This window comes from Spirosoma jeollabukense (genome assembly GCF_054777855.1).
The window spans coordinates 1-19,152 of the sequence record NZ_BAAHAD010000023.1 but is presented as its reverse complement, the minus strand read 5'-3'; the positions used below and the strand labels follow the sequence as shown (position 1 = coordinate 19,152).

The following is a 19,152-nucleotide window of genomic DNA, read 5'->3' as shown; positions in this document are numbered from 1 at the left end:
TCTTCTTCGGCCAGTTGGCTATATCTGGCTAATAGCCAGATTATGTTACAACGCATTGAGACTTATTACCAAATGTGATTTCCCAACATGCTCTAAACTATCATAAACCACCATTGAGCTGTTGTACGATGGGTTAGGCACCAAGCTGCATCGGACAGTCAAGACGGCGGGCAGTGTGACGCTGACCCAGGATTACCTGGGGGGCATCGAGCTCAAGAACAACGTGGTCGAAGCGGTCTACAACGAAGAAGGGCGGGCCTACAACACGGGCAGTGGGTACCGCTACGAGTACGTCTTGCGGGATCATCTGGGCAATACGCGATTAGTCTTCACCGATAAGAACGGCAGTGGGAGTATTGATAATTCGGAGATTCTCTCGGAGGCTCATTATTACCCCTTTGGTCGGAAAATGGACGGGGCCTGGTACTCGGATGCGAGTGCCGGCAAGTATCGCTACCAGTACAATGGCAAGGAGCTGATTGATGAATTTGACTTGAATTTTTACGATTACGGGGCTCGGTGGTATGATCCGGGCATGGGGAGCTGGTGGGAGATTGATCCGTTAGCTGAAGTATCCAGACGGTGGAGTCCATATGTGTTTAGTAATAATAACCCGCTGAGGTTTGTCGATCCCGATGGCAGGAATCCAGGTGACATCATCATCTATTTTACAGGTGCAGCGTTTTCTTCAGTCGCCGGGAATAAGGATGTAATAAATAATATTCGAAGTGCAGTTTCTATTAGTACAAACTACGCTACTCAAGTTGTCTATCGCACGGACTATGGTTACGCCACAGACAAGGCCAAAGCGGCTTTTGAGGAAATTCAAAAACAAAGACAGAATAATCCTAATGCTAAAATTGTGATTTATGGATACAGTTACGGCGGAGTAGCTGCTTTAGAACTGGCGACTCGATTAAACAACCGTAAAATGAAAACTACCTTGATTACCGTCGATGCCGCCAATGGAGCATCCAGTGATAAAATCAATAGAAATGTGGGAGATTACATCGAAAGCTTTAATTTCTACGAATTAGATCCCAAGGTTTCTGATATTACAGGCTCCAAAGGCGGGCCCAACCACGGGCGTAATGTTACGAATATTGACAAATCTAAGGCAACTTACGATGAAGAAGCGATAGATCACATGAATATTGACGAGTCCACAATGAGTGATGCAATTAATATCATTAACCAAGTTTTTAATAGCACTCCAGAAGGAGGTAATAAAACGCTAAGTGGGGATGAGTTTCGTAAAAAGTTAAATAAATGAGGGCAATTAAAATTGTAACTCTAATCTTAGCTCACCTTGCGGGCTTCTATTTTTTATACCCTTTTATGCATAGCATTGGAGAGATGTTTGGTATTCAGGTACCTTCATATTCTTTCGAGTACAAGGCGGGTATTGCTAGCCTATTAGCAGGACCATTTTTATTGATTTTGGGTATCATTATGCTTAGGACGAGAAATCAAATCAATAGATTTTTGGGTATCATGTACTTGTTAGTTAGTTTCTATTGGATTTATCGATTGATTTATGTCCTTTATCAAGGCGGGTTATAAAGGTCAATATCTGCGAGTTTCAGTGGAAGCGGTCCACAACGAGGAAGGGCGGGCCTATAACAGCGGGGGCAGTTATCGCTATGAGTACGTCTTGCGGGATCATCTGGGCAACACGCGACTGGTCTTCACCGATAAGAACGGCAGTGGCAGCATCGATAACAGTGAGATCCTCTCAGAGAGCCATTATTACCCGTTTGGGCGGAAGATGGACGGCGCCTGGTACTCGGATGCGGGTGCGGGCAAGTACCGGTATTTGTACAATGGCAAGGAACTCAATGATGAGTTTGATCTGAACTTTTACGATTACGGGGCTCGGTGGTATGATCCGGGGATGGGCTCCTGGTGGCAGATTGATCCGTTGGCCGAAAAGTCTCGGCGATTTAGTCCGTATGTGTATGCGTTCAATAATCCAGTTCGGTTTATTGACCCTGACGGACGGGAAGGGCAGTCAACACACACCGATAAATATGGTAATGTAACAAATGTGTTTGATGATGGGGATCTTGGAGTATATCGCCATAAAGGGAATGAAAAACAAACCCGTGCGGAAGTAAAAAAGAAGTATAATAAAGATACTAATACATCAGCAGGTGGAGAACGAATGGGCAGAACATTACACACCTTCTCTTTTGTTGAGGGAGCCTCATTAGAAAGAGGCCAAATCGTCCCTACCGGGCACATTGATTTTGGCTCCAATTGGGCTGAAACTAGTGTTCAATGGGGTCTTGATCAATCTAATGGTTTGATAAATTATGGATTGAATGCAGGTAATGGACAAGAGTTTGATTTAAAAGAGCGCGCGGTCAGGCAAGGTAGAGCGGGTGGTTTCTACAATGGCAGTACCATTTTTACTCAGAATGGCGAAAATGTCTATGCCTCTGCCAGAGATGCGGGTAATTTTTTAGCTGGTGCGAAAGCTGATAAATCGTTTGCCCCTAATGAGTTGGTAATGTATGGTTTTGGTGTATTCAATGCTTCAGGTAATAACTTTAGAAATGTACCAGAGGTACTACTTAATGAGATGATTATTAACGCTTCAGGAGGATCCCTACTTCAGCCACCTCATTATGGAGAAGATAGACAAAGTGGGCTTGGTATTCAGGCGGGGATGGATAACAGCGGATTGTTTTCAGGGCACTGGTTTTTATGGCATAACCAACATCAAAAAATAAGGGAATAATGAAGAAGTTATTGATTTTTTGGAGTATGGTAGGAGCTATGGGCTGTGAATCAGAGCCACCATTTGAGTATTTCACTTCCCCCGATAACGGAATGGTGATCACGCTCATGAGGTATAACAAACGACTTTATTTTACCAATGGTAGATACAATAAAAACAAAGTACCCGCATCATTTATCTCACCTATCCATGATATAGACAATGCTTATTTGTGCTATATCCACTGGTGCGGTGAGGAGGGAGCGGAAATTCTTTCTCCTTATGGAGATTGGTTGGATACAGAAAAAGACCCTCAATTGAAGTTTAGAAAAATAGATGCTAATGAACTCGGTTCAATAATGAAATCTAAGACAGACGAGTACATTTACTGTTATGGTAATGCCTTTCCTAATTAAGCAGATGATTAGTTTTTCCACTAAGCCTTGGAAACAATTAGCGCAAAGGGGCATGGATCAATAATAGGGTTCATCGGGCTTAAATTAGATAAACATAAGCCACTGCATCAGTTTTGGCTCACCGTGGCTCAGTACCAAGCCCGGCTACTAGTTCTTTGACATTTGAATGAAATCATTAGCAATTCCTTGAGTTGGGTGCAGGCGCGTGGTCCGGTCGCGGGAGTGCGGTCCGCCTAACTCAAGGGGATTGATTATAGCGAGGAAACCTGACGAATCAGAGCCGGAACGGGCTGGTGAAAGGAGCCATCTACTATTCGGTCAAGCCCGATCTGGATGCGCCCACGCTGGGGATCGTGAGTGGGACCAACCAGACCACCACGGCCACGGGGGCCAGCAGCATTCCCGTCGCCAATATCCTGCTGTCGGTGCCCCATAACTTTTTGAACCTGCCCACCAGCTTTAGCTTCAATGCGGGCAACAGCATCGAGCTGTTGTACGATGGGCTGGGCACCAAGCTACGAAGGACGGTTAAGACGGCAGGCAGTGTGACCTTGACCCAGGATTACCTGGGGAGCATCGAGTTGAAGAACAACGTCGTGGAGGCCGTCTATAATGAGGAAGGGCGGGCCTACAACACGGGCAGTGGGTATCGGTACGAGTATGTGCTGCGGGATCATCTGGGCAATACGCGATTAGTCTTCACCGATAAGGACGGCAGTGGCAGTATTGATAATTCGGAGATTCTCTCGGAGAGCCATTATTACCCCTTTGGCCGGAAGATGGACGGGGCCTGGTACTCAGATGCGAGTGCCGGCAAGTACCGGTATTTGTACAATGGCAAGGAGCTGAGTGATGAATTTGATTTGAATTTTTACGATTACGGGGCCCGGTGGTATGATCCGGGCATGGGGAACTGGTGGCAATCTGACCCAATAGGAGAAAACCATTATGATCAATCACCTTATCAGTACGTTCTTAATAATCCGATTCGCTATATTGATCCCTTTGGGCTTTGGGAGCGCACCTCCACCGGCTATACCACCTCGGATCAGAATGACATTAGGCGTTATACCAACTACTTGAGGTTTGAAACGGAGGCATTGGGCAATTCGCCTTCTCTAAAGCAAATGGACAGCTTTATTAGTGGCGAAATGGGTGGTAATGGAACAGGCTTGGGTACGATGAGCAATGGCGGGAAGTTGATTTCGGAAATAAAGGATCGTGGCTATCAAAATGGAGGAGCCATCTATTGGCAAGCAGACAAAGCGTCAGTGGCCAATGCCTGGCATGATGTGCAAGGCGATTTAACGCCTGACGCTCTTGACCCAAGGACAATCGGCGGAAACATTTTGGGATTAACATATTCTGGAGCAAAAAATCCCAGAACGTATGGTGGCAATTATGACTATTCCTATACTCCTACCGATTGGGCAGATTATCCAGCTATAGGTCACGATAGTCGGTATGATCGTCTAGGCATCACCGGTAAGGAAGGTTTATTTAAGGATACACGTGCTATCGGAGCAGACTGGCGGTTTGTAACAGAAGAAATGGTCGTAATGACTTATCAAACAAATCCAATAGCAAAAATAAGAACAGGGATTGTGGGAATAGGCCTAGGGTTATTTTCTTTGCCTAAAACTTTATATAAGCTTTATCAGCCTGGTGGATATGAGGAAATAAAGCTGTGGTATAATTTAAGTAATTATGGGGTAACAAATTCGCCGTCTAAACCTTAACCTCGTGAACGAATTACAAAAACGTGCATTCAAAACGTCGCTAATTTTCTCCATATTATACGTCGGTTTAGCAACAGTAACTGTTCTATCTGTTTATCCAAGTTCGCCACTAAGTGGGGACTGGGTTGTAATTGGAATTTTAGCTACGTTTCCAATTAGTATTATAAGTTTTGGTGCTATGTATGCAGATTCTCATGCTCAGAAAACTGTTTTATACATTCAAATTGTAGTTTTCTTCGTCACTTGGCTTCTCGTTTACAAGTATTTAACAAAAAAATACGAAAACGAAAGAATTGAGTAACAGCGAAGCCCACCAGCTTTAGTTTCAACGCGGGCAACAGCATCGAGCTGTTATACGATGGACTGGGCACCAAACTGCGCCGGACGATCAAAACGGCGGATAGCGTTACGCTGACCCAGGATTACCTGGGGGGTATCGAGCTAAAGAACAACGTGGTCGAAGCGGTCTATAACGAAGAAGGCCGGGCCTATAATACTGGGAGTGGGTACCGCTACGAGTACGTGCTGCGGGATCATCTGGGCAACACGCGATTAGTCTTCACCGACAAGGACGGCAGTGGGAGTATTGATAATTCGGAGATTCTCTCGGAGAGCCATTATTACCCCTTTGGCCGGAAGATGGACGGAGCCTGGTACAGTGATGCGAGTGCAGGCAAGTACCGGTATTTGTACAATGGCAAGGAACTCAGTGACGAGTTTGATCTGAACTTTTACGCTTACGGAGCGCGGTGGTATGATCCGGGCATGGGGAGTTGGTGGCAGATTGATCCACTATCGGAAGCTAGTCGACGGTGGAGTCCGTATGTATTTAGCAATAATAATCCGCTACGCTTTATTGATCCGGATGGAATGCAGGTCATCAAGGATTTTAACGGGAAAGAGCATGAAATTGGAGAGAATGATGTAAAAACGATTTATCAAGCTAAGCCAGATGACGTAGACAATCCTGAACAAGAAAGTGCAAGTGGTGATCCGCCGGGTACGAAAGTACCCATGAATAAGCTTAATCCGTTTGCCATGGCAAAATTGGGTAAGGCAGTGCCAATAAAAACTGAATATTCTGCGGAAGAAATTGCTACAGTAGCCAGTATAGGTTTATCCTTTGGATTTGAATTTGTCGGAGCAGGTGAAGTTATACTAGGTTGGTTAGGAATTGGATCAAAAATTGCCAAATTCTCACCTATAGAAAACGCAGTAATTAAAGAAGCCAAGAAAATACTGAGTAATGAAAAAATAATACAGAAAGCCTTTGAATCAGGAATTGGGACCGAGTTACAAATCGCAGGAAGAACAATCATTGTTGAGCCAGGCGCACCTTTATCTGGTATGACTTTATTTGAAGAAAAAGCTTTTGTAATAGGTCGGGAAGCATTTGCTTCTAGATCTGAACTAATTAAGACAATATTGCATGAATTATATAGATTACAAACAAGTGGTATACCGACTTCAGGAGCTACACAAGCTGCAGTAACACAAGAGACTGCAGCAGCAGCAAGCTTTGCAGAACGAGCATTTAGCCTTTTTAAATAAATGGAAAGTACCGTAAAAGTTGAAAACGTTTTCAGACTTACTATCAGAAAGAAAATGGTATTAGCAGTTTCAATAATAAAAGGAGAAATTAAATCTGGCATGAAAATCCAGACTATCAATTATTCGAGAACAATTGATAGTCTGGATTTTATTGATGCTGAAACTACAACTATTGGTCTGGTATTTAATGTCAATGATTCTGACTATAGTTTTTTCGACAAAATCAAGATTGGTGATTTGTTGATAGTAAAATAAGTTTATCTCCGTTTGGCAAGGTTTTAATAAAAATGACAGTATTCTATCCTTTTTGATACTTGGAACTTAGTTTCTTGACGTATGAGAGCTTTGATTAACACTCACACGCCAAGATGCTGAATCTAAAGATGAGTTCTAATTCCAATTTGGAAGTTCAGATTAATTTATTGTAATGATGGTTTGACGCAAACACTGCCAATTCGTCATCACCGCTGGTAATGATAGATTGATTCAGGATTATCTGGGGAGCATCGAGCTCAAAAACAATGTGGTTAAAGCCGTCTACAAGGAAGAAGGGTGGGCCTACAATACGGAGAGTAGTTATTGTTACGAGTATGTTTTGTCCGATCAGCGAAACGTCGCACCGCAGGCAATACCCATATCACCGATAAATAATACCCTATGACAGTATCAACATTCGATTTCAAAAAATGACAAAAAACTACTTTTCATACATTACCCGACACGACCCTATGAAAGTCTACTTCGCCCTGTTTTTCGGCCTGCTGCTTAGCTACAGTACTTACGCACAGATTTCCTATACCTATGACACCAATGGCAATCGGGTCAGGCGTATCCCGCCCCCGCCGGATCTGATACCCCTGCTCAACGTTACCCCCAGCACGACGTATGGTACCACGCCGATCACCACCTTTGTCTCGGTGTATGATATTGAAGCCGTGCCCACTGCCGGGCTCATAACGGTCTACATCACAAAAGACCCTATATTAAGTTTTACGTTTGATCCAGTGGCTACTCTGGTGGGCGGAACGGCAGTTCAAAACGCCAACTGGAGCTTCGATGCGACTAATCCCAACTTTTATATTCTAACCTCTACCACGGTTATTGCTGGGGGAGCCTTTTCCAAAATTGGCTTGGCGGGGGTAATTACCCCGGGCAATACAAAAGGTCAAGTAAACGTGGGGGTAGCCATCGTTGGCGGAAGCGGAGGGGAAACCAATATAGTCAATAACAGTGCAGCCGCCAGAATTGATTATTTCAATCATTGATCAATTCATTGATAAGGTAAGCCAACTGGGTTTGGGAAAGGATAAGAGTCTAGTGTCATCCCCTAGCATTACCGCCTTGGGTTACCCAACTATTTCGATGGCCGTGTCCGATGGTGATTGAAATAGAGGCCTTGTTTCCTATACTCCTACTTCCCGCCGTAATTATTTAATCCTTTGGTTCGCGCCACCAACACCTAATAGGCTTTCCAGCTTTATAGACCGAATCGGCGCTTGATCTCGTCTTATTTTACCCATTTTATCGCCACATGTGATCTGTGACTTGTCCGGAAAAATGTTGACCATAAACTGGTTAACTTATGGATCAACTCCGACTATCACCCATGCAACAGCATGAACTCACCATGCGCCAAATGGTGCAGCAAATTCACTTGGGCAGACTCAACCTGGATCAGGCCGCTCTTCAGTTCAACGTTAATCGCAAGACGGTTCGACATTGGGTGAATAAGGTAGAACAAGAAGCTGAATCAGGCAGACAAACGGTTGACGAACAACCCAACCTGCCGCCCACCCAAAAGAAAACCGCAACCCCCTGTTTGCCATCACAGGGTAATGAGCAAGCTAGTGAACTACGAGCCAGGGTGCATGCGCTTGAACAAGAACTGGAAGTGGCTAAATTCAAAGCCTTGTATTATTCGACCATCGTTAAAGTTGCCGAACAGGAGCTAGGCGTTGACATCGAAAAAAAGTCCGCTACCAAGCCATCCGATTCATGCTCATGAATTATCCTAAGCTGCATATGCGGCAGTTAGAAGGATGGCTTGGTTTTTCTCGACAGGCCTATTACCAGTATTGGCAGCGGCAAGCCGGCCAGATCGATAGCGAGTCCGACGTGATTGAGTGGGTTAAAAAACTGCGCAAGGACCATCCCAAAATGGGTGGGCGAAAGTTATACGACCTGCTTAAAGAAGAGCTGACTAAAAAAGGCATCAAAATAGGACGGGATGCTCTTTTTGAGTTATTGGCGACTAAGGGCCTGTTAATCAGAAGGAGAAGACGGCGGGTAACCACCACCTTCTCTGGCCACCGGTTCAGGAAGTACCCCAATTTAATCAAGGAATTGGTGATCAACAGACCCAACCAATTGTGGCCGGGCCGCCGGTGCGGTAGCGGATATAACGTACTGGTTCACCAACTACGGATGTCTGTATATTTCCTTTGTGACTGACGCTTATTCAAAGCGGATTATGGGCTATGAGGTTGCCGAAAGTTTACATGCTGTACATTCAAAAGCAGCTCTTCAAATGGCATTGGAGCGTATCAACCCCCAGATCGGCGAAACCTTGATTCATCATTCCGACCGAGGGCTTCAGTATTGCTGTGCCGACTACATTGGCTTATTAAACTCGTTTGCTGTCCAGATCAGTATGACCGAGAGTGGTGATCCACTGGAGAACGCTATCGCTGAGCGGGTCAATGGGATCATTAAAAACGAATATTTAGCCCATCACTCGGTGCACTCCTTAGCCCATGCCCGAGTAGTCCTTGAGCAAGCTGTCTTTTTGTATAACTACAAACGGCCTCACTTAAGTTGTGATATGTTGGTCCCCGAGCAAGCCCACCAGCAGGAGGGCAAACTGAAGCGAAGGTGGAAAAACTATTATACCAAGAGAGTTTTAGAAAGCTTTGTGGTCAATGAAAAACCGGCCTAACTTAGACTGGTTAACATGAGAGGGATTAACAACAAAACGGTCAATGCTTTTCAGGACGGGTCAGGTTTTTAGTGTCAATCCCTCAATTGACTTCTCATTACTTATCTCGATTAACGCCCCGTTTCAAAAGCAGATACTTTTTAAGCACCTAGTTTCATCAATGAGCATTTGAAGAGACGGATAATATGCTAGTACTAAGCAGAACTCTACTGACATACGGTTGTCAGTAGACCTACTTTATTTTGTGTGATTCAAAACAAACGCACAAGCGCCATGATTTTTGCCTCCGTTCGCATTATTACTGCCAATATTAATCCTCTCGTCCGGTTCTACGAGCAGGTTACCGGCCTACCCCTGATTCAGTATACCGATGATTTCGCCGAATTATAGACTCCTTCGGCTACCTTAGCCATTGGCAGCACACGCACCTTGCCACTGTTCGGAGGAGATCATATCGCTAAGGCCGCCAGTAACCACTCCGCCATTATCGAATTCCGGGTAGAGGATGTTGATGGTGAGTACCAAAAATTAGTTGACATTTTAGGTGACCTGATCATTCAGAAGCCGACTACCATGCCGTGGGGTAATCGTTCCTTGCTGTTTCGAGATCCAGATGGCAATCTAGTGAACTTTTTTACGCCAGTTACCCCAGAAGCCCTTAAGAAGTTTGATGGATAGTGTCCCAACTCCTGTTGAACCCAGTATATAAATGCTGAGTTATGGACAGCCAAATCAACTTCGTCTCAGATAGGAGCGATTCCTATGAACTAAACAAGCCCTGTCAACTAAAAATTATTCTATTTCTCATACATCGCCATGTAAGCCGTTCTCCGCTCCATGACCGATATCATTCGATGCACCAATTTGTTGCGAATAGCATTGTAAACGCTCATCTTTCGCTTTCCAGCCGCTACTGTCCGCTCAAAATAATCCCTCAATTCACCTTTTACCTTAACAGCGGCTAAAGCAGCCATATGCAAAAGATGTTTCAATTTGGTATTTGCCATCCGACTGACCTTCGTTCGGCCTCTTACTGATGAACCTGACTCATAAGCGAAAGGCGCCACACCAGCATAACTGGCTAGCTTTTTTGCATCCGTAAAACGGGTAAAATTGCCGGTAAAGATGAGCATAAACAAGGCCGTTTGTCGACCCACTCCCGGTATGCTCATGAGTAAATCCATGTTCGATTTCAACTCTGGGGAGGCCTTGATGTGACCTTCAATTTGTGCCTCTACCAGCTTGATCTGTTTCTGTATGGCAACTAAAGCTACCTCACTAGTCTGCTGATGGAGCTTCAGTTCAGCTAAAAGGCCCATTGCTTGGTAATCCTGACTTAAATCCGTGAAGGCCTTGGCCATCTCCATCAACCTTTCCCGTTGCTGGGCAAGCTGGCGAACGGCAGCTAACACTTTGTCAGTCAGCTTAAAGAGCCTCTGATCACGCTGATGGCGGATACAGTATTTAGCAATTAAACGGGCATCAGCCTTATCGGTTTTCCCCCGCGTTAAACCTAATGAGCGTTTAATATGGACTGCTGATTGCAGCCATAAATTAGCGCCGATAGGATAAAAGAAGTTGATCATTGGCTGGCAATAGATCCCCGTGTGTTCCATACAGAACAGCGTTGTTTCCAGTTCGAAGTCGGGTAGCTTATTGAGTTGTTTGAGCAAGGCATCCATCCCCGCTTTGGTGTTAGGTATAATCAGTTCAAGTTTCCGAGTTTCCAGTGCATCGAAGACACAAACTGCATTCGTTTTCTTGCCAATATCGGTACCAATGAAGTAGTTGTAAGTAGTCATGGTTTAGCGGATTTACGTTACAGACTATTAATAAGCAGAATGGCGAACGAAACTGTGATAGTAGGCCTGGTGCCTCAATTCCTATGAGTTCCCTGTTCTGCACTCAAAGGGTAGCGGGGTCTGTATCGCATCGATAGGTCTATACCTAGTTTTATGATTAGCTCGCCCCGCTACCTATTGAAAGGTCTTGGTTTTTAGCGACAAAGGCCAGCCATGAATCTGGGTTTTGTCTCAGTAGCGAACCTAACAGTTTGTTGAGATACACAATGCTTAGTTGAGAGGTTTCACTTAGCCGTGAATTATACTCGATACCGTTTTGACTGATCGCACTGCTTAATGAAATGAAGCCCTGAACGCCAGGGGTGTCTGCTGGGTTTTGGCCTTAAACAGCTTATGAAAGCCCTGCGGATTCTCGTAGCCGAGTCGAAAGGCAATTTCGCCCACTGTCAGGGAGGTGGTCGCCAGTAGTTCTTTGCCCCGATCAATAACGTGATCGGCAATGTGCTGCTGGGCACTCTGCCCCGTCAGCACCCGAAGCATATCGCTTAGGTAAGCCGTCGACAGCTGCAGTTGGTCGGCTACCTGCTGCACCGTCGGCACGCCCAAGCGGGCGGCTTTATCAGTGGCAAAATAATCCTGGAGCCAGGCCTCCAATCGGGACAGTACATCGTGATTGGCTTTTTTGCGGGTGAGAAACTGCCGGTGATAAAACCGGTTACAATAGTTGAGCAGCAGTTCCAGCTGGCTGATGAGGATATCCTGGCTGAAGTTATCAATGCCGGCCTGGTATTCGTAGCGTATGGTGCCCATGAGCGTTTCGATGAGCTGGACTTCCTGCTCGGAGGGATGCAGGGCTTCGCTGAGCGCGTAGGAGAAAAAGCCGTACGCTTTCAACCGATTGAGCAGCGGATAGGGATGGATGAAATCGGGATGAATCAAGAGGCTCCAGCCCCTGAGTTGCAGCTCATCGGTCAGCTCGGAGGTGATGACCTGCCGGGGACCGTGAAAGACCATCGCCCCTTCGTCGAAGTCGTAATAGGTTTGCCCATATTTCATGGTACCCACATACCCTTTTTTCATGCTGATGGTGTAGAATCCGTAGGTTTTGGTCCGCAAACGTCCGTCCGAAAACTGGGTAACGTCCTGATGATCAATCACACTGAAAAGGGGATGCCTGGGCTTGGGCAGTCCTAAGAGCTGGTGGTATTCCGCAATGGAGCGGATGGGGTAAGGCAGTGTCTCTTTCATAGAAAAGCAAACAAATTAATCCAGTGGCGTTCGGCTGATGGGTAACGATTAGTCGAGGTTGGTCGACAGGCTAGTTTCCTTATAAGCCTCAAACTCCGCCAGATCCTTTTCCCGTTTTTCCATGATCATGCGGTAACTGTCCGGACCCAAAATCAAATGGACAGGGGGCATTTGGTAATCGGCAAGCTTGACGAGTTCGGCGACCAGCTTATCCGGATCACCAGGCTGGGTACCCGCCCGTTTGCTCATCCCGTCCAGGGTTTTCTCACTGCCGTACTCGGCAATGGGCGCCTTGACGTAGGTTAAAGAGCCGTCTTCCAGGAACTGAGTTCGAAACGAGCCGGGCAAGACCACGGTCGCGTAAACACCCAGCGGCTTTATTTCAGCCGCCAGCGATTCGGTCAGGCCGACCATGGCAAATTTGGACGCGGCATAACTGCCCAGATTGGCCACGGCCACGTAGCCGCCTGCCGAGGCAATATTGATGATATGTCCACTCCGTTGCTGACGTAAATAGGGCATGGCCGCCCGAATGACGTTAACGGTACCAAACAGGTTCACATCCAGGGCATAGCGAAACTCGCTATCGGTCAATTCTTCCAGGCTACCCACGTAGGCAAAACCCGCATTGTTGACCACCACATCGAGCCGACCAAATGTTTCCACTGTCTGCTGGATGGCGTTTTGGACACTTTCCTCCGCCGTTAGATCCATCTCCAGAGGCAAAAAGGTACCGCTGTAGCCCTCGATTTGGCGACTCATGGCCTGCTTGTTTCGGGAGGTGGCGGCTACAGCGTGTCCCTTGGCCAGCAGTAACTTGACCAAGGCTAAACCCATCCCCTTCGAGGCGCCAGTGATAAACCAGGTTTTTGTTTTTTTCTCGCTTTCCATCTTGTTGTTGCCTGATGAATGACAGAAACAAAGATGGTGGGCGTTGGTCGCAAAAAAGTCTCCAAGTTCGGGTAAATCGTATCCGACTTACTGATGGGGTTATGTGGTAGCGGATGAACTAGTTGGTAAAGGCAGCTCAACCCGATAAATGGTTGCACCAATTCGTCAAACCTGAGCCGTCATATAAAACGCCCGCATTATTGATATTCCTCGACTTACCTAGGATCGTTTCAAGAGACGCTGTTTTTACTGCCTGTCCAACGTCATCAGTAGTGTACGAACTCACGAACCGGCTGTTTTCGTTAAGTTTGTATATCATTTTATCTTTTCTCGCTATCGTTATGGTTGTCTCGCCACGATTAACCAAGGCTCAATTGGCCTTACTTGAAATGTTTAGCTTCGAGATGAGCGAAGCCGAAGTGTTGGCCATGCGCCAAACGCTGATGCAGCATTTCCGGACTCGGCTCGAAGAAGAGGCTCAAAAAGTCATTCAGCTAAAAGGACTGACCACTGCTCAACTTGAAGAGCAAATGACCTTTGAGAACCGTACCCAACGGCTTGACCAAATCCGGGCTGCTCAGTGAAAGTGGTTATCGATACCAATGGGCTACTCCGGTCGATTCCCCGGGACGGATCGTACCGCTGGCTTTATGATGCTTTTGTAGCCAGTCAGTTCACGTGGGTAGTCAGTACGGAAATCTTGCTCGAATATGCTGAGATGACGGGCTACTATTATAGCCCGGTAGCCGCTGAACTGGTCACCTCACTTTTACTGGCGGCTCCTAATCATCTTCGGCAGGAGCCTTACTTTCGCTTTGGACAGGTTAGTGGCGATCCAGACGACAACAAATTTGTGGACTGTGCGATAGCCGCCGGTGTCGATTGGTTAGTATCCGACGATCACCACATTCTAAACCTGCTTCGAGAAACGAATCGGTTTCCTCCCCTACCGATCTGTTCTTTTACGGAGTTCAAGCAAATTCTGAATCGATAGCCGGTCAAGTAGGAACTAGGTTGCGAATTAATTGTCCCGAACCGAGTACTAAAGTAAGTGGCAGACTGACTAACCTACCTGTTGCTGATATGTTTTCTAACTTCTTCATCAAGTCAATTAGAAAAAATAACTTTGCAGGCCTTGATGACCAAGGCTGTTGAAATAAAAATGGGAATTGAAAGGTCACGCTTATGGGTGGCCTTTCAATTTACGGGATAAGTTGTTAAGCATAAGCATCCCTCGAATTGAGCGTTTTGAGAGATTGATGAGAACAGTTTCAGCTTCTAGGTAATTTAGCTACCGCCTGTTTTACGGTAGTCAGAGCTACGAACAGTGCTAATGTTTATACCGATTTAATATCATTGGCGACAAGCGTAAGGTCATTATTGAATTGATGACCTCCCCTGGGTCGTTCACGGAAAGTGGCCCAAGGAAGTTTTTGCCCATATAGGGCCAGGTGGGCTACCGGCACCTCCTCATCATCCTGACTGTGGTAAAAAAATAGGGGAATATCCTTTGATAACTTATCCGCAAAATTTTCGGCCAATTTAAACCCGGCTTTCCACTCTTCATCACCCCGCCAAAACGGGGTAGACATCAGAAAAAGGCCTGTCAGCTTTGGCGGGACCTCCCTTTCAGAAACGTATTTTAACAGCATGGAAGCCCCTAAGGAGTGGCCCACCAGGATAAGTTCGTCGGTAATCCGTGAAATTTCGTTGCCAATCTGCTTGATTCGCCCATAATCCGGAACAGACTCATTGGGTAAGTTTGGATAATGAATTCGATAAGCTTCTCCTAAACGCTGCTGCAACGAATCAACCAGCTTTTTATCGGCCTCATAGTCGTCTTGACCGCCTCCCCCTAGAATGAATAGCACCTGCTTGTTGCTCATGGTCATAAACCATCAAATTAGTACGCCACAAAGATAAAGTAGCCTTGTTTTAGGCATCGGGGGAGTTAGCGTCAATATAAATGGTGGTTTGCGACGAATTGCCTGGTCTAATCGATACGGAAATGGAGCCTTTTATAATACGCTAACATTAACTTGTTAATGTCTGTCAAATACAATCAATCACATACGCTAGCCCGTATCAGCTGAGCTTTAGTCAACCAATTGATACGGGCTAGTCTTCCAGTTGCCTTTATAGCCTCGACGAAGAATCACTCACTTACGTTAGCTTCATGTTAGCCGGGTCCCAATGGACGATCTGTTTGCTAAAATAACTTTCGTTACATGACAGGGCGGGAGCCGCGGCTCGAAAGCCAAACGGAGCATCTTCCACCACCGGTTTAGTCAGCCGGATCGCATCAAAGAAGTTGGTGAAATGATCGACATGATCACTATACCCTTCCGGTGCTCGGAAGGTGACATCCATCTTAAGGGGCCGCTTTCGCTGCTCAGCTGTCCATTTGGCATCATAGTCCTGTTGCATCTTCTCCTGCATACTCTTGGAGAAGGTGAACAGCGAATCGTACCCACCAAACCCAGGCGCCTGGGGTAGAAGGCTGTGTTTGATGCTTAAGTTATTACCCATCACATCAATCACCCCTTCCGAACCCACCAGCCGGATCACTTCCTGCCCGCCCGTTCCACTAATAAAATTTACCTGTAAACTCAGTTGGAAAGCCGCGTGCTCGGGGCTATCGGGGTACTGCATGACCCCCGACATGACATCGGGTAAGTTCCGCCCATCTTTCCAGTAGCTGAACTGCCCCGTACTATAAATGCTGCTCGGACCTTTTGAGCCCGTGATGAAGTGGGTGCCGCTCAACAGGTGGATAAATAAGTCGCCCGCCACGCCGGTGCCGACTTCCTTAAAGGCCCGCCACCAAAAGAATTTCTTGGCATCGAAGGGCATTTTGGCCGTCACTCCGATAAACCGATCCCAGTCGGTCGTTACCGCATCGGCATCCGTGGGAATGGTGTACTCCCAGGCCCCGATGGAGCTCTGCCGGTCGTAGACGGCATTGACCATATTGAGTTGGCCAATTTCACCGGCCGCCAGCAGTTCCTTGGCTTTGGCATAGCCGATGCTACTGACCCGCTGACTACCGACCTGGAAAACTTTCCCCGCCTTTTTGGCGGCCGCTATAACGGGGTAGCCTTCACTGATCTTATAAACCATTGGCTTTTCGCAATACACGTGTTTGCCTTTGGCCAGGGCATCCTGGGCGATGCGGGCGTGCCAGACGTCATGGGTGGCAATAATGACGGCGTCAATATCCGGACGGTCCAATAGCTCTTTGTAGTTTCGGGTAGTGTAGAGCCCATTGCCAAACTGTTCTTTAGCATTTTCCAGCCGTCCCGTATACAGATCGCAGATACCGGCCAGCTCAACCCCGGGTACTTTCAAGGCTGATCCCAAATCAAAATGCCCCTGGACGCCGTAGCCAATCACACCCAGTCGAATTCGATCATTTGGCCCGCTGGGTTTTTCGTAGTGCAGGATGCGTTCTTCAGCTTTGGCCTGAGCAGCCAGCGAGGATAAGGGCGAGGAAGCGGCGACTAAGCTGGTTGCCCCAATCTGTTGCAAAAAGCGCCGTCTTGAGGCCTGATTGTCTTTTTTCATGATTGCTGTACTGTAAGGGATAAAATGCTAGTTGATAGAATAACGGACAAAGGCTGCTTTTCTACTGCCGGGGCTCCCCGGCAGTACATTGATCGTACCCTGACCACCATTCAATAAGGGGGATGTCTTTGATCGCTTAGATTCTAAGGTTCATTAGCCGGCGTGTGCCCTGTTTCCCTACCAAATAAGCCTGCTGTTCGTCGGTCGTGTAAGTAATATAATCGATCCAGTTATTGTCGGGCGAGGAGTGTGCAAACCCGTTCGAATTTTCGTCCGATGTTAGCGGTTTAGGATTAGCCCCATCGGTTCCCATGCGGCAGATTAGCATGGGGCCGATGCGATAGGAGTTGAACTAAACGTAGTTGCCATCGGACGACTCATTAGGGCCATTGTCCAGCCCCTCTGTGCTGGTCAGCCGTTTTTCAGTTTTCCTCGACACAATGGTATAAACGTTAAACTTACCATTTCGTATGCTATTGATAGTTGTTGACCGGTATTAAAACAAGCCGTCCAATTAAACGCCCCATTTTTGACGCAGATAGATGAATGGTAGATTGCCTTAGGCTGAAAGGTGTATAAACAGAAATGGTTTGCCAGCAATTCACTAAAAGAGTAAAGTCAGCCCCCCCTTCTTAGGTACTTGTGGCTTAGTTAAACGGGCAATCTCCTGGCTAAGAAACTGGGTGAGCTGACCATACATAAAATCAGTTATCGGTTTGGTCGCTTCTTGCCGACGCGACTCTTCCAGGGCGGCTATATAAGCCGTCCGATCCTGGGCATACACTAAGCTTAAGGGCAGGCCATGATATTGCTGAACATAATTCATCAACAGCCGAGAGGTGCGCCCGTTGCCATCCCCAAAGGGATGAATACTGACCAATTGAAAGTGTACCTGAAAGGAAAGATCATAGACCTGCCGGACTGTTTTAGCTGCGGGCAACAGCGTGTTCATCTCTTTAAGCAAGGTGTCCACGGCCGCCGGCACCTTCTTGGCATCTAAAAACATGCGGCTACCGGCCATGGCGCTAACGGTGCGGAATTGGCCCAGGCTCGAATCGAAAGTGCCCAATAGGGTGTTTGTAGGTCCACCCGTTTGGCGCATGACCGCTGCGGCAACGGCCTGTAGCCGGTCTCGGTTCAAGGGCTCGTGTTGGGTAGCCCAGTCAAGGACCAGTTGTTGAGCGGCCTGATGGTCAACGACCATCAAGTGGTGTTCTAGCGGCTTGCCCCCCGCCGTAAGCCCTTTTTCTAACAAGGTCTGGATCTCCAGCAGCGTTAGAGTAGAGCCTTCGATAGCAGTCGAATGATGGGTATGCACCATTTGGTTATACAGCTCGAAGTTAATCACACCGGTGGTGAGCGCCTGGTATTGCTGAATCAATTCGGGCAATGTTGGGGTGGTAGGGGGTGTGGTTTGAGCCATGTTGAGCGGTCAGGCGATTGGGCGAGACGGGTTAGTCAAAGATACGAAAGATGCTGGCTCAGGACGCAAACGGCCACTAAAACTAACTTTTGTTGAGGATCTAAACTCGGCTAGCACCTCTAGCCGGGGGAGTTCCGGGTCAATTTGTAAAAAGCTCAGTAGAGTCCGTCATAAACACACGTTACGGCTTGACTGTAGCCCCAAACTTCACTAATAAGCTTCGCGATTCAAGTAAATGACGATTTGTCTCACGTTGGAGCGTATTTGTAAGAATAGGTACCGTGGCTTCAGATCAGGGATACGGTCAGCTCTGCTCTCAATTTCTGACTAACACAACTAATTTCACGGATTGATCACCCGAATGCTCGGATGCTCGGCAAGGATGGCCATGACACTGTCAAAGTACATTTCGCCCATACCACTCTCCAGTGCTTCCAGCTTTTCGGCAAACAGCTTTTTATTGTAGGGCGATCCTGGCCGCAGCTTACCCAGATAGTAAGCGCGAGTAGTCTGATAGCCTAAAGCCTTCCGGCTATGGTCTATATGGTGCCAGACCAGCTCAACCGATTGAGTCCCTTGTAGGACGCCGTAGCCCCCATAAAGCACATCATTAAAAGCGTCAAGGCTGTCAGCCATCACCCAGCATTCTCCAATCATAAATACCCGATTGATCTCCTCGTAAAAGGAGGCAATGTCGTTGATTGAGTTTCCGTCAATTTCTAGTTGTTTGACCATCGTTCAATTCTGGGACAATAATTACCAGGGTTTGAGGAGATGGCTCCTTAAGCCTTAAGTTATCGTAGATGAGTTATCGTAGATGAGCTATCCTAGAAATGACTGTAGAACGAATGGGCTCAACTA

At 46.8% G+C, this 19,152-nt stretch carries 22 protein-coding genes; 14 read left to right on the top strand and 8 right to left on the bottom strand.

Annotated elements, in window-relative coordinates; all coding sequences use genetic code 11:
- Window positions 1-121: 121 nt before the first annotated feature.
- From ACYVEA_RS33620 to ACYVEA_RS33565, 12 genes are all read left to right on the top strand, one after another.
- Complete coding sequence (locus ACYVEA_RS33620) at window positions 122-1,273, top strand: RHS repeat-associated core domain-containing protein (RefSeq protein WP_461117762.1); 1,152 nt, start codon at window positions 122-124, stop codon at window positions 1,271-1,273.
- Between the two features lie 264 nt (window positions 1,274-1,537).
- A complete protein-coding gene (locus tag ACYVEA_RS33615; protein WP_461117761.1) occupies window positions 1,538-2,743 on the top strand; it encodes an RHS repeat domain-containing protein in 1,206 nt (401 codons plus the stop codon).
- Complete coding sequence (locus ACYVEA_RS33610) at window positions 2,743-3,138, top strand: hypothetical protein (RefSeq protein WP_461117760.1); 396 nt, start codon at window positions 2,743-2,745, stop codon at window positions 3,136-3,138. Before ACYVEA_RS33615 ends, ACYVEA_RS33610 begins: the two co-directional genes overlap by 1 nt.
- Before the next feature lie 293 nt (window positions 3,139-3,431).
- Complete coding sequence (locus tag ACYVEA_RS33605; RefSeq protein ID WP_461117759.1) at window positions 3,432-4,877, top strand: RHS repeat-associated core domain-containing protein; 1,446 nt, start codon at window positions 3,432-3,434, stop codon at window positions 4,875-4,877.
- A gap of 4 nt (window positions 4,878-4,881) precedes the next feature.
- The gene (locus ACYVEA_RS33600; protein WP_461117758.1) at window positions 4,882-5,178 is read left to right on the top strand and encodes a hypothetical protein; all 297 of its coding nucleotides are present in this window, start codon (window positions 4,882-4,884) and stop codon (window positions 5,176-5,178) included.
- Window positions 5,179-5,330: 152 nt separating this feature from the next.
- Window positions 5,331-6,428: an RHS repeat domain-containing protein gene (locus tag ACYVEA_RS33595; protein ID WP_461117757.1), complete on the top strand. Its 1,098-nt coding sequence runs from the start codon at window positions 5,331-5,333 to the stop codon at window positions 6,426-6,428.
- Window positions 6,429-6,683 (top strand): hypothetical protein, encoded by a 255-nt coding sequence (locus ACYVEA_RS33590; RefSeq protein ID WP_461117756.1) that lies wholly within the window; start codon window positions 6,429-6,431, stop codon window positions 6,681-6,683.
- 473 nt (window positions 6,684-7,156) lie between these two features.
- Window positions 7,157-7,693: a hypothetical protein gene (locus tag ACYVEA_RS33585; RefSeq protein ID WP_461117755.1), complete on the top strand. Its 537-nt coding sequence runs from the start codon at window positions 7,157-7,159 to the stop codon at window positions 7,691-7,693.
- A 317-nt stretch (window positions 7,694-8,010) separates the two neighbouring features.
- A complete protein-coding gene (locus ACYVEA_RS33580) occupies window positions 8,011-8,433 on the top strand; it encodes a helix-turn-helix domain-containing protein (protein WP_461117754.1) in 423 nt (140 codons plus the stop codon).
- Complete coding sequence (locus ACYVEA_RS33575; protein ID WP_461117753.1) at window positions 8,430-8,879, top strand: hypothetical protein; 450 nt, start codon at window positions 8,430-8,432, stop codon at window positions 8,877-8,879. The genes ACYVEA_RS33580 and ACYVEA_RS33575 overlap by 4 nt, the downstream gene beginning before the upstream one ends.
- Window positions 8,872-9,363: a transposase gene (locus ACYVEA_RS33570; RefSeq protein WP_461117752.1), complete on the top strand. Its 492-nt coding sequence runs from the start codon at window positions 8,872-8,874 to the stop codon at window positions 9,361-9,363. The genes ACYVEA_RS33575 and ACYVEA_RS33570 overlap by 8 nt, the downstream gene beginning before the upstream one ends.
- Window positions 9,364-9,792: 429 nt before the next feature.
- Window positions 9,793-10,041: a VOC family protein gene (locus ACYVEA_RS33565; RefSeq protein ID WP_461117751.1), complete on the top strand. Its 249-nt coding sequence runs from the start codon at window positions 9,793-9,795 to the stop codon at window positions 10,039-10,041.
- A gap of 119 nt (window positions 10,042-10,160) precedes the next feature.
- On the opposite strand, the gene ACYVEA_RS33560 is transcribed toward ACYVEA_RS33565, so the two are convergent.
- The 3 genes from ACYVEA_RS33560 to ACYVEA_RS33550 form a co-directional block, all read right to left on the bottom strand.
- Window positions 10,161-11,165: an IS110 family RNA-guided transposase gene (locus tag ACYVEA_RS33560; protein ID WP_461117750.1), complete on the bottom strand. Its 1,005-nt coding sequence runs from the start codon at window positions 11,163-11,165 to the stop codon at window positions 10,161-10,163.
- Window positions 11,166-11,498: 333 nt separating this feature from the next.
- Window positions 11,499-12,413, bottom strand: a complete 915-nt coding sequence (locus tag ACYVEA_RS33555) for a helix-turn-helix domain-containing protein (RefSeq protein ID WP_461117749.1) — start codon at window positions 12,411-12,413, stop codon at window positions 11,499-11,501.
- Window positions 12,414-12,461: 48 nt separating this feature from the next.
- The gene (locus ACYVEA_RS33550) at window positions 12,462-13,304 is read right to left on the bottom strand and encodes an SDR family NAD(P)-dependent oxidoreductase (protein ID WP_461117748.1); all 843 of its coding nucleotides are present in this window, start codon (window positions 13,302-13,304) and stop codon (window positions 12,462-12,464) included.
- 341 nt (window positions 13,305-13,645) lie between these two features.
- On the opposite strand from ACYVEA_RS33550, the gene ACYVEA_RS33545 reads away from it, so the two are divergent.
- Window positions 13,646-13,888, top strand: coding sequence for a hypothetical protein (locus tag ACYVEA_RS33545; RefSeq protein WP_461117747.1), 243 nt, complete (start codon window positions 13,646-13,648; stop codon window positions 13,886-13,888).
- A complete protein-coding gene (locus ACYVEA_RS33540) occupies window positions 13,885-14,298 on the top strand; it encodes a PIN domain-containing protein (RefSeq protein WP_461117746.1) in 414 nt (137 codons plus the stop codon). The genes ACYVEA_RS33545 and ACYVEA_RS33540 overlap by 4 nt, the downstream gene beginning before the upstream one ends.
- Before the next feature lie 343 nt (window positions 14,299-14,641).
- On the opposite strand, the gene ACYVEA_RS33535 is transcribed toward ACYVEA_RS33540, so the two are convergent.
- From ACYVEA_RS33535 to ACYVEA_RS33515, 5 genes are all read right to left on the bottom strand, one after another.
- Window positions 14,642-15,190, bottom strand: coding sequence for an alpha/beta hydrolase (locus ACYVEA_RS33535; RefSeq protein ID WP_461117745.1), 549 nt, complete (start codon window positions 15,188-15,190; stop codon window positions 14,642-14,644).
- A gap of 277 nt (window positions 15,191-15,467) precedes the next feature.
- Complete coding sequence (locus tag ACYVEA_RS33530; protein WP_461117744.1) at window positions 15,468-16,868, bottom strand: Gfo/Idh/MocA family protein; 1,401 nt, start codon at window positions 16,866-16,868, stop codon at window positions 15,468-15,470.
- 136 nt (window positions 16,869-17,004) lie between these two features.
- Window positions 17,005-17,196, bottom strand: coding sequence for a hypothetical protein (locus ACYVEA_RS33525; RefSeq protein ID WP_461117743.1), 192 nt, complete (start codon window positions 17,194-17,196; stop codon window positions 17,005-17,007).
- A gap of 276 nt (window positions 17,197-17,472) precedes the next feature.
- Entirely contained in the window at window positions 17,473-18,291 is an 819-nt protein-coding gene (locus ACYVEA_RS33520; protein ID WP_461117742.1) for a Fic family protein, read from the bottom strand.
- A 342-nt stretch (window positions 18,292-18,633) separates the two neighbouring features.
- Window positions 18,634-19,026: a barstar family protein gene (locus ACYVEA_RS33515; protein ID WP_461117741.1), complete on the bottom strand. Its 393-nt coding sequence runs from the start codon at window positions 19,024-19,026 to the stop codon at window positions 18,634-18,636.
- Between the last annotated feature and the right edge of the window lie 126 nt (window positions 19,027-19,152).